9 protein-coding genes and 1 pseudogene are annotated in these 10,011 nt (G+C 60.4%); 8 read left to right on the plus strand and 2 right to left on the minus strand.

The features are described from left to right. Positions 1 to 839 (minus strand): annotated as a pseudogene (locus AC2FNB_RS19145) (hypothetical protein); the annotation flags it as partial. Between the two features lie 196 nt (positions 840 to 1,035). On the opposite strand from AC2FNB_RS19145, the gene AC2FNB_RS19150 reads away from it, so the two are divergent. From AC2FNB_RS19150 to lexA, 6 genes are all read left to right on the plus strand, one after another. After that, positions 1,036 to 1,617 carry an anthranilate synthase component II gene (locus AC2FNB_RS19150; protein ID WP_480750462.1) on the plus strand — a complete coding sequence of 194 codons (582 nt, stop codon included), beginning with the start codon at positions 1,036 to 1,038 and terminating at the stop codon, positions 1,615 to 1,617. Further along, positions 1,614 to 2,633 (plus strand): anthranilate phosphoribosyltransferase, encoded by a 1,020-nt coding sequence (trpD, locus tag AC2FNB_RS19155; RefSeq protein WP_496748432.1) that lies wholly within the window; start codon positions 1,614 to 1,616, stop codon positions 2,631 to 2,633. The genes AC2FNB_RS19150 and trpD overlap by 4 nt, the downstream gene beginning before the upstream one ends. Then, positions 2,630 to 3,442, plus strand: coding sequence for an indole-3-glycerol phosphate synthase TrpC (gene trpC / locus AC2FNB_RS19160; RefSeq protein WP_480750460.1), 813 nt, complete (start codon positions 2,630 to 2,632; stop codon positions 3,440 to 3,442). The genes trpD and trpC overlap by 4 nt, the downstream gene beginning before the upstream one ends. Beyond that, positions 3,442 to 3,915, plus strand: a complete 474-nt coding sequence (gene moaC, locus AC2FNB_RS19165; protein WP_480750459.1) for a cyclic pyranopterin monophosphate synthase MoaC — start codon at positions 3,442 to 3,444, stop codon at positions 3,913 to 3,915. The genes trpC and moaC overlap by 1 nt, the downstream gene beginning before the upstream one ends. Further along, positions 3,912 to 5,084 carry a molybdopterin molybdotransferase MoeA gene (locus tag AC2FNB_RS19170; protein WP_496748433.1) on the plus strand — a complete coding sequence of 391 codons (1,173 nt, stop codon included), beginning with the start codon at positions 3,912 to 3,914 and terminating at the stop codon, positions 5,082 to 5,084. Before moaC ends, AC2FNB_RS19170 begins: the two co-directional genes overlap by 4 nt. Before the next feature lie 78 nt (positions 5,085 to 5,162). Further along, positions 5,163 to 5,861, plus strand: a complete 699-nt coding sequence (gene lexA / locus AC2FNB_RS19175; RefSeq protein ID WP_480750457.1) for a transcriptional repressor LexA — start codon at positions 5,163 to 5,165, stop codon at positions 5,859 to 5,861. A gap of 7 nt (positions 5,862 to 5,868) precedes the next feature. Here lexA and AC2FNB_RS19180 read toward each other — a convergent pair whose 3' ends face one another. Further along, the gene (locus AC2FNB_RS19180; protein WP_496748434.1) at positions 5,869 to 7,884 is read right to left on the minus strand and encodes a ComEC/Rec2 family competence protein; all 2,016 of its coding nucleotides are present in this window, start codon (positions 7,882 to 7,884) and stop codon (positions 5,869 to 5,871) included. A 77-nt stretch (positions 7,885 to 7,961) separates the two neighbouring features. Here AC2FNB_RS19180 and gltX point away from each other — a divergent pair, with 77 nt between their 5' ends. Together gltX and AC2FNB_RS19190 are read left to right on the plus strand one after the other, a co-directional pair. After that, on the plus strand, positions 7,962 to 9,362 hold the full coding sequence (gltX, locus tag AC2FNB_RS19185) for a glutamate--tRNA ligase (protein ID WP_496748435.1): 1,401 nt from the start codon (positions 7,962 to 7,964) through the stop codon (positions 9,360 to 9,362). 122 nt (positions 9,363 to 9,484) lie between these two features. Beyond that, on the plus strand, positions 9,485 to 10,011 hold a 527-nt coding region (locus AC2FNB_RS19190; RefSeq protein WP_496748436.1), incomplete at its 3' end, for a citrate/2-methylcitrate synthase.

Consider the following 10,011-nt stretch of genomic DNA (forward strand, 5'->3'; position numbering starts at 1 on the left):
GGATTTTCAAAGTCAGCGGCATATTCCTCGATCGGTGGACCGGCCGCTTCCTGCGCCGTTGCTCCGTCGGACTGTTGTTGCGGTTCGTCGTCCCGTTCAGTCAGCGGAACCACCGGAGTGCCCACGCCTGACGCGGTAGAGGCCGCATCATCGCCTCCGATCTGCGGTAACTCACGCACCTTGGGGAGATCGGGCGTTTCAGGTACCGGTTGTTGTTCCGGCTCTATTTGTTCTGCAGAAAAGTCGGGCTCAGCGTTTTCCGGCTGCAGGGCCGCCACTTCGGTGTCGGCCTCTGGCAACTCAGTCTCTGCTGTCGGAACAGACAATGGTGCGGGAATATCATTCTGTCGCGGCGGAATTTCCGCCACCTCAGGTGCTTTTGCAGGCGACGGCTGCGCAGGGCTTTCATCAACCTGAACCAACTCGACGTCATGCTGGGGGAATGTTGGCAGGGCAGCCGGCTGGACCGGTTCGACCGGCGCCACCGGCGCAACGTTTACGGCGACGTCTGTCGAAATCTCCGGCGAGGTGATCGCATTGGTATCTGTTGCAAGTTCCGGACGTGAAATCGGCGTTTTGTCTGTCTCTTCGAGAACCGTGACATTATCGTCGTCCACCGGCTCGGGGTCCAGAGCGCGCGGTGCAAGCTCCACCACATCGGCATCCGCCCCGGCCTTGTCCACCGTCTCGTCTGTTGATGCTTGCTCGACCGAAGCGGGGACCGGTGTGACGCTGCCCACTTCGGGGTTGCGCGCCATCGGAGACGTCAGCGACAGATAAACCCCCGCGCCCACCAGCATGGCCGCGCCTACTAGAACCCCTCCCAGAAAACCTTGCATCTCTGCTTGCCCCTATCCTGGTCTGTCGCCAATTCCGGTTTCACCGCGTTATGCGGCCCTGACCTGCGCGGATGCAAGGGACGTAAGTGCCCTTGACGCTGCCGCACAAGCCTGAGCATGTATGTCCCGAACATTGTAATGTGGCCCGGGACCGCAACGCCAGTCCCAATATGCCCAAGTCAAGACACGTACCAAGATGCTGCTGCTGATCGACAACTACGACTCGTTTACCTACAACCTCGTTCACTATCTCGGAGAGTTGGGCGCCGAGATGGTCGTGCGCCGAAATGACGCGCTGGATGTACAGGAGGCGATGGCGATGAACCCGGCGGGCATTTTGCTCAGCCCGGGCCCCTGTGATCCCGATCAGGCAGGCATTTGTCTCGCCCTCACCGAAGCTGCCGCGGAAACACGAACACCCTTGATGGGCGTCTGCCTTGGCCATCAGACAATCGGTCAGGCTTTTGGCGGCAAGGTGGTGCGTTGCCATGAAATCGTTCACGGCAAGATGGGAATGATGCATCACACCGGCAAGGGTTTGTTTGCTGGCCTGCCCTCTCCGTTTGAAGCCACGCGGTATCATTCCCTGGTGGTCGAGCGCGAAAGCCTGCCGGATTGCCTGGAAATCACCGCCGAGCTCGAAGATGGAACCATCATGGGCCTTCAGCACAAGGAACTGCCGATCCACGGCGTACAGTTCCACCCCGAATCGATTGCCTCCGAGCATGGTCATGCTTTGCTCGAAAACTTCCTGAAAGAAATGAAAGTCCCTGCATGAGCGATGCGCTGAAACCGCTGATCGGGGCGGCCGCCGACCGCGCCCTGACCCGGGCCGAGGCCGAGGCCGCCTTTTCCATCCTGTTCGAAGGTGAGGCCACGCCCAGCCAGATCGGCGGCCTGCTGATGGCCATGCGCACCCGGGGCGAAACGGTGGATGAATACGCCGCCGCCGCCGCCGTGATGCGAGCGAAATGCCACGCCGTAAAAGCGCCCCAGGGCGCGATGGACATTGTGGGGACCGGGGGTGACGGCAAGGGTACTCTGAACATCTCGACGGCCACCGCCTTTGTCGTAGCTGGCGCGGGGGTGACGGTCGCCAAACACGGAAACCGCAATCTCAGCTCGAAATCGGGTGCGGCGGATGCGTTGGGACAGTTGGGCATCAACGTGATGGTTGGTCCGCAAGTTGTTGAAAAAGCGTTGAATGAGGTCGGGATCGGGTTCATGATGGCACCCATGCACCATCCGTCGATCGCCAATGTGATGCCAACCCGGCAGGAACTGGGCACACGCACAATCTTCAATATTCTGGGTCCTTTGACCAACCCTGCAGGCGTCAAGCGCCAGTTGACCGGGGCCTTTAGCCGCGACCTGATCCGCCCCATGGCCGAAACGCTTGGCGTTCTGGGGGCAGAGCGCGCTTGGCTGGTTCACGGTTCGGACGGCACCGACGAGTTGACCATTACCGGTGTCAGCTGGGTTTCCGCGTTGGAGGACGGGGCGGTCAAGGATGTTGAGTTGCATCCCGAAGATGCCGGGCTTGCCGTACACCCTTTCGAAGACATCCTTGGCGGCACGCCAGAGGAGAACGCAGTCGCCTTCCGTGCGCTTCTGGATGGCGCACCCTCGGCCTATCGCGACGCGGTGTTGCTGAACGCGGCTGCGGCACTGGTTGTGGCCGACAAGGTTAGCGACTTGCGCGACGGCGTTGCCATGGCGGCTGAGAGCATCGACAGCGGCAAGGCAAAGGAAAAGACCGCCGCACTGGCCCGAATTACACAGGAAGGCGCATGACCGAGACGATACTGGACAAGATCAAAGCCTATAAGCTTGAAGAAGTTGCCGCTGACAAAGCACGAAAATCTCTGCAAGAGGTCGAGGCCGAAGCACGTGATGCCGACGCGGTTCGCGGTTTCGCCAAAGCGCTGACAACTGCGGCCCGATCCGGGTACGGGTTGATTGCCGAAATCAAAAAAGCCAGTCCATCCAAAGGGTTGATCCGTGCAGACTTCGATCCTCCTTCCCTGGCTCAGGCGTATGAAGCCGGCGGGGCGTCCTGTTTGTCGGTGTTGACCGATACGCCCAGCTTTCAGGGTGCAAAGGAATACCTGACGGCGGCACGTGCTGCATGTGACCTGCCCGCATTGCGCAAGGATTTCATGTATGATCCCTATCAGGTCGCCGAAGCACGGGCGCTTGGGGCGGACTGTATTCTGATCATCATGGCCTCGGTCGACGATGGGCAGGCGGCAGAGCTGGAACAGACCGCCTTTGATTGGGACATGGACGTTTTGATCGAGGTGCATGATGAGGCGGAACTTGAGCGTGCGACCGACCTCAAAAGCCCGTTGATCGGAATAAATAACCGCAATCTCAAGACCTTTGAGACCACTCTTGATACGACGCGCAGATTGTCGAAACTTGTTCCGGTCGACCGGATGATTGTGTGTGAAAGCGGCCTGAACACGCCAGAGGATCTGGCCGATATCGCCCGCTATGGTGCGCGCAGCTTTCTGATCGGGGAAAGCCTGATGCGCCAGGAAGATGTTGCCGAGGCGACGCGCAGTCTGCTGGCCAACCCTCTGGTGCGAGGTACGATGTAATGTCACTCACGCATTTTGATAGCAAGGGCGACGCTCATATGGTGGACGTCTCCGACAAGGCGGTGACTGACCGGGTGGCCGTAGCCGAAGCTCACATCAAGATGGCGCAGGAAACCTTTGAAATCATTTCAGAAGGTCGCGCAAAAAAGGGTGATGTTCTGGGCGTTGCTCGGCTTGCGGGCATTATGGGGGCAAAGAAAACACCGGATCTGATCCCGCTTTGCCATCCGCTGCCGGTTACGAAGGTTGCCGTCGAACTGACGCTGGACCCTGGACTTCCCGGCGTGCGCATCGAGGCAACGGTCAAGACATCTGGCCAGACAGGCGTCGAGATGGAGGCGCTGACGGCTGCTTCGACAGCCGCGCTCACCGTATATGACATGGCCAAGGCCGTCGATAAGGCGATGGAAATCGGCGGTATACGCGTTCTTTTGAAAGATGGTGGAAAATCCGGTCGTTACGAGGCGAAATGATTACGGTAGACGAAGCCCGCTCTCTGCTGTTCGATCTGGTTTCGCCATTGCCAACCGAACCCGTTGGCCTGACGGATGCTGCCGGGCGTGTTCTGGCAGAAGAAGTCGCGGCAACCCGCGATCAGCCCCCGTTCGCGGCTTCATCGATGGACGGGTATGCCGTCAAATCCGCAGAGGTCGAACTGCACGCGATGTTCAAAGTGGTTGGCGAGGCGGCAGCGGGCCACCGTTTCAGCACCACTGTGGGCGCGGGTCAGGCGGTTCGCATCTTTACCGGCGCCCCGATGCCCAACGGCGCGGATTTCGTTGTCATTCAAGAGGATGTCGATCGCCGTGGAGATCTGATCACCATTTCACGTGATCCCGGTACCAAGTCGAATGTCCGCCCCGTCGGCATCGATTTCGCAAAAGGAACAATAATTCAGGCACCTCGCGTTCTGCGGGCCGAGGATGTCGCCCTGATGGCGGCCATGAATATCCCGGAAGTTCCGGTTGTGAAAAAGCCCGAGATTGCCCTGATCTCGACCGGGGATGAGTTGGTCATGCCGGGTGAAATCCCCGGCCCCGATCAGATCATCGCGTCGAACACGTTTGGCCTCAAGGCGCTGCTTGAAGGGGTCGGGGCACATGTCCGCATCCTGCCGATTGCCCGCGATACGATATCCTCGCTGGAGACCGCGTTTGGATTGGCCAAAGGGGCCGATCTGGTTGTCACCATCGGCGGCGCATCCGTAGGCGACCACGATCTGGTTGCCGATGTAGCCGCCGGACTGGGCATGGAGCGCGCGTTCTACAAGATCCGAATGCGGCCCGGAAAACCATTGATGGCCGGGCGCATCGGGCAGACGCCAATGGTCGGCCTGCCGGGCAACCCGGTGTCGGCAATGGTTTGTGGCTATCTGTTTCTCGCGCCCATGGTGCGGCGCATGCTTGGCCTGTCGGATGTCGTGCCCGCCTTTCGCCGCGCACGCCTTGCCGCGCCGCTGTCCCGGAATGGACCGCGCGAGCACTATATGCGCGCCACGATCGACGAAAACGGCATCCGCGCCTGCGACGATCAGGACAGTTCCCTGCTCAGCGTTCTGGCCCGCGCCGATGCCCTGCTGGTGCGACCACCGGACGAGCCCGCACGTAATGCCGGGGACCAGGTCTTGTATCTCCCATTGTAGAACTGGCTCATATCCGTTGACACAAAACGTGAACATGCGTAGAACAAAAGCAAACGCATGAACGACGAGGTATGAGCGATGCTGACAAAGAAGCAGTTGGATTTGCTGGAATTCATCCACAAGCGCCTGCAACGGGATGGCGTGCCACCCAGTTTCGACGAGATGAAAGAGGCGCTGGATCTCAGGTCCAAGTCCGGCATCCATCGTTTGATCACGGCGCTGGAAGAACGCGGCTTCATCCGCCGCCTCGCGCACCGCGCCCGCGCCATCGAGATTGTCAAACTGCCCGAAAGCCTGGGCGGCGAACCAACGACCGGGTTCAAACCCCGTGTAATCGATGGCGACCGCCCGGAAGGGCCGCGTCCCGCAAATGTCGAACCGGTCGTGGCTCATGCGCTCGAGGTGCCTGTCATGGGCCGGATCGCCGCCGGTGTCCCGATCGAGGCGATCAGCCATGTCTCGCATCAGGTCGCGGTTCCAGGTTCCATGCTATCCGGCAAGGGACAGCACTACGCGCTGGAGGTGCGCGGCGACTCGATGGTTGAAGCCGGGATCAACGACGGCGATGTCGTGGTGATCCGCGAAACCTCGGTCGCCGACAACGGCGACATCGTCGTTGCGTTGGTCGAGGATCAGGAGGCCACTCTGAAACGCTTTTTTCGCCGGGGCGCCACCATCGCGCTGGAGGCCGCGAACCCCGCCTATGAAACCCGCGTCCTTCCTGCCGACAAGGTCAAGGTGCAGGGACGGCTGGTCGGGCTGATCCGAACGTATTGATACCTGCCTACGGTGACCAAAGCCGCGCTCCCGAAAGCGCGCGGCTTTGTTGGATCTGACCGCCGGAAATCGCCAGGCTCCCCGTCATGGACAACTTGGCCGGATCGAACAAAAGGCAATCGCCCGAAAGGTTTAGTGGAACCTGAGAGACAACGATCTGTTTCTCCGAGCACGTGGTGAGGCCACCGGCCATCTTTTTGCCGGTAATGTGGACAAGCTCGACATCGCCAAGATCAATCCGGCGCAGCATGTCCTCATCCTGAGGCCAGCGTAGCGCCGCCTGTTGCTGGTCTGCCCCATCCCCGTCGTTCTCCAGCCAAACTGACGCAATGAATCCCGCTCCGCGCGCCTTGCTGAGTGCGCGCCCTTCTGGCGTCATCACGCCGACCAAGGCGCCGGTATCCGCCACAAGAATTTCGGGCCGCGTCCCCTGCCCCCACAAGGAGAGCGCGGCGACCACGCCGACTGCACCGAACCAGCGGAAGCGCCCCTGCCACAGAATCAGGAATAACGCGGCCAGAGCCAGCGCAGGCAACACATAGGTCGGTGGACTGACGACATAACCCCTTGCGCCGTCAAGCGTGGAAATCCACTCCGCAACGGCCAGTATCCAGCGCAGGCCGACCCCCATCAGCCCCAAACCGATCCATTGCAGTCCAAACGGAGCCAGCAACGCCGCCAGAACCGCCGCCGGGATGACAAGGCTTCCCATCACAGGAACGGACAACAGGTTTGCCAACAGGCCAAAATGTGCCAGCGCATTGAAATGCGCTGCCGCGACCGGCGCCGTCGCAAGGCCGGCGACCGCCGAAGACAAGACCAGCGCAAAAACAGACCGGAATGGACCGCGCATCACCGCGATCTCAGAGTTCCGGAGCGCGCCAAACACGGCGACCAGTGCGGTGGTCGCGGCAAAGGACATCTGGAAACCGGGGCTGAGCAAAGCCTGAGGTTGCAGGACCAGCACGATCGTGGCCGCAACCGCCACCGCCCTTAGCGATATTGCGCGACGGTCCACGAGGATTGCACATAACATGACTGCCACCATGACATAGGCGCGCTCGGTCGCGACGCTGCCGCCTGAAAGCAACAGATAGGCGGTGGCGGCCCCCAGCGCCAGCACAGCGGCAATCTTTTTGACCGGCACGCGCAACGCCAGTGCGGGAATCAGGGACAGGGCGATACGTGTGGCGGAAAAAATAAATCCGGCCAGCAACCCCATGTGAAGCCCGGAAATTGCAAGCAGATGGGCCAGATTGGATGCCCTGAGCGCATCCAGCGTTTGCTGTCCGATCGCGCTCCGGTCTCCGGTGGTCACGGCAGCTGCAAACCCACCGAGATCCCCCGGCAACTCGGTTTGAATGTGATTGGAGATCGCGGTCCGCACCGCTGATATCCGAACACCTTCCCGCCCCATTCCGGGCGGCGAAGCAGTCAAGACCGGCACGCGCGTATACCCTACGGCCCCGAGGCGCTGAAACCATGCGTGACGACGAAAATCAAATCCGCCGGGTTCCACCGGCCCTTGCGGCGGCGACAGATGTCCGGTCGTCATGATCCTTTGGCCCGGTACCAGCGGCACGGTGCCACCGTGCAGGGAAATTCGGATGCGCGCGGGGCGCTCCCCCTCCGGTACACCGTTGAGGCGCACCTGATCGAGCGTTACCCGCAGCGCATCCGAAGCAGACCGATCCAGGCCTACGACCCTCCCCTCTATGGGGCCATAGTAGCGCCATTGCAGAATCGGCTCTGCCACGTTGTGCGCGTGCGCCCCGGCAAGGATCAGACCCCCGGCCGACAGCGCCAGCGCCCATGCAATTGGTGCCCACGCGGCGGTTGCAAACCATGCAGCAAGAAGCGAAACAAGCATCACCAGCCCCGCCCCGACGTATTCGGACGGACCGGGTTCGCGGCTCAGAGCGAAGTACCCCCCGATCCCGATGGCCAGAAACACCGGCACCCAGGGAAACAGAAACCCGCGCTGAGCCAGCATCGCCGCCTCGACCCTTGCCAGTATGCGCATGGTTGCTCCTGCCCGCCTGGCTCGTTAGACAAGCGCAAACTAGAACCTCATTGGTTACCAAAAGGTAAACGCCAGATATGTCAGAAAAGATCGTCACCCGCTTTGCCCCCTCTCCCACCGGCTTTCTGCACATCGGAGGCGCACGCACCGCGCTGTTCAACTGGCTCTATGCCCGCGGTCGGGGCGGCAAATTCCTGTTGCGGATTGAAGACACCGATCGCGAGCGGTCCACGCCCGAGGCCACGGATGCGATTCTGCAGGGGCTGAGCTGGCTGGGGCTTGATCACGATGGTGATGTGATCAGCCAGTTCGAAGGCGCAGCGCGCCATGCCGAAGTTGCGCACGAACTACTGGCTCAGGGCAAAGCCTACAAATGCTTTGCAACACAGGACGAAATTGCGGCCTTTCGCGAACAGGCGCGGGCCGAAGGAAAATCCACGCTATATCGCAGCCCGTGGCGCGACGCCGACCCCTCGACACATCCCGATACGCCTTTCGCGATCCGGATCAAGGCGCCGCAAGATGGTGTCACGGTTATCCGCGACAAGGTTCAGGGTGACGTCACCATCCGCAACGACCAGCTTGACGACATGATCCTGCTGCGTTCGGACGGGACGCCGGTTTACATGCTGGCCGTGGTGGTGGACGACCACGACATGGGGGTCACACACGTCATCCGCGGCGATGATCACCTCAACAACGCCGCGCGCCAGATGATGATCTATGAAGCCATGGGTTGGGATGTGCCCGTGTGGGCACATATTCCGCTGATCCACGGACCAGACGGCAAAAAGCTGTCCAAGCGTCACGGCGCACTCGGGGCGCAGGAGTATCAGGCGATGGGATATCCGGCCGCGGGCATGCGTAATTATCTGGCGCGCCTGGGCTGGAGCCATGGGGATGACGAATTTTTTACCGATGTTCAGGCGCAGGAATGGTTCGACCTTGATGGTATCGGCAAAAGCCCTGCGCGCTTCGACCTCAAGAAACTGGAGAACCTGTGCGGTCAGCACATAGCGATTGCGAGTGATGCTGCGTTGCGGCAGGAGATCGAAGCCTATCTTGCCGCAGCAAATCTTTCCGCGCTTACAGCAACGCAATCAAGCGACCTTGAACGTGCGATGTATTGCCTCAAGGATCGGGCCAGAACCTTTCCGGAACTTCTTGAAAAAGCTCATTTTATCCTCACGGCCCGACCAATTGAGCCAGATGAGAAAGCAGCAGCCGCCCTCGCGTCAGTATCCGACGGTATACTGAATGAATTGACGCCGCATCTGCAAAATGCTAGCTGGACGCGAGATGGACTGGAGGATAACCTCAACGCATTCGCTGAAATGCAGGGGGTCAAGTTCGGCAAGTTGGCCGGTCCCTTGCGGGCGGTGCTGGCAGGTCGGGCAGTAACGCCTTCGGTATTTGACATGATGCTTGTGTTGGGGCGAGAAGAAACCCTGGCACGGCTTTCCGATGCAGTGAACTAGGTCCCGCACCTTCGGTCGGGCAACGCTGCTCCGCAAAGACCAGGACTGCGCAGCCATGCGCAGCCGTTGCCCGCAGGTACGGACATCGGTCCGCGCCGCGTATGATTGAGGAAGGGACACCCATGACTGAAAGCCAAAAAACAGCCACTCTGACTGTACATGGTAAAAGCTTTGAGCTGCCGGTCTTTTCTCCGACTGCTGGCCCGGACGTGATTGATATTCGCAAGCTTTACAGCATGGCGGATGTGTTCACCTATGATCCCGGCTTTACTTCGACAGCAAGTTGCGACAGCACCATCACCTATATCGACGGTGAAAAGGGCGAACTGCTGCACCGGGGCTATCCGATCGACCAGCTGGCCGAGAAATCGCATTTCCTTGAAGTCTGCTTCTTGCTGCTTTACGGGTATCTGCCGCAGGCTGAGGAACTCGAGCATTTCGAGACCACGATCAGCCGCCACACGATGATCCACGAGCAGATGCACTATTTCTTCCGTGGGTTCCGTCGCGACGCTCATCCGATGGCAACCATGGTGGGTGTCGTCGGTGCGATGTCCGCGTTCTATCACGACTCCACCGATGTCAATGACGAACGGCAGCGTGAAATCGCAACGCATCGCCTTATCGCCAAGATGCCGACCATTGCCGC

It is taken from the genome of Ruegeria sp. BHSB058 (assembly GCF_059613285.1).

Bases quoted from the DNA above. Each gene is read 5' to 3' on its own strand.
- trpC (WP_480750460.1), top strand. From the start codon at position 2,630: ATGACCGAGACGATACTGGACAAGATCAAAGCCTATAAGCTTGAAGAA.
- AC2FNB_RS19150 (WP_480750462.1), top strand. From the start codon at position 1,036: ATGCTGCTGCTGATCGACAACTACGACTCGTTTACCTACAACCTCGTT.
- gltX (WP_496748435.1), top strand. From the start codon at position 7,962: ATGTCAGAAAAGATCGTCACCCGCTTTGCCCCCTCTCCCACCGGCTTT.
- trpD (WP_496748432.1), top strand. From the start codon at position 1,614: ATGAGCGATGCGCTGAAACCGCTGATCGGGGCGGCCGCCGACCGCGCC.
- AC2FNB_RS19180 (WP_496748434.1), bottom strand. From the start codon at position 7,884: ATGCGCATACTGGCAAGGGTCGAGGCGGCGATGCTGGCTCAGCGCGGG.
- lexA (WP_480750457.1), top strand. From the start codon at position 5,163: ATGCTGACAAAGAAGCAGTTGGATTTGCTGGAATTCATCCACAAGCGC.
- AC2FNB_RS19170 (WP_496748433.1), top strand. From the start codon at position 3,912: ATGATTACGGTAGACGAAGCCCGCTCTCTGCTGTTCGATCTGGTTTCG.
- moaC (WP_480750459.1), top strand. From the start codon at position 3,442: ATGTCACTCACGCATTTTGATAGCAAGGGCGACGCTCATATGGTGGAC.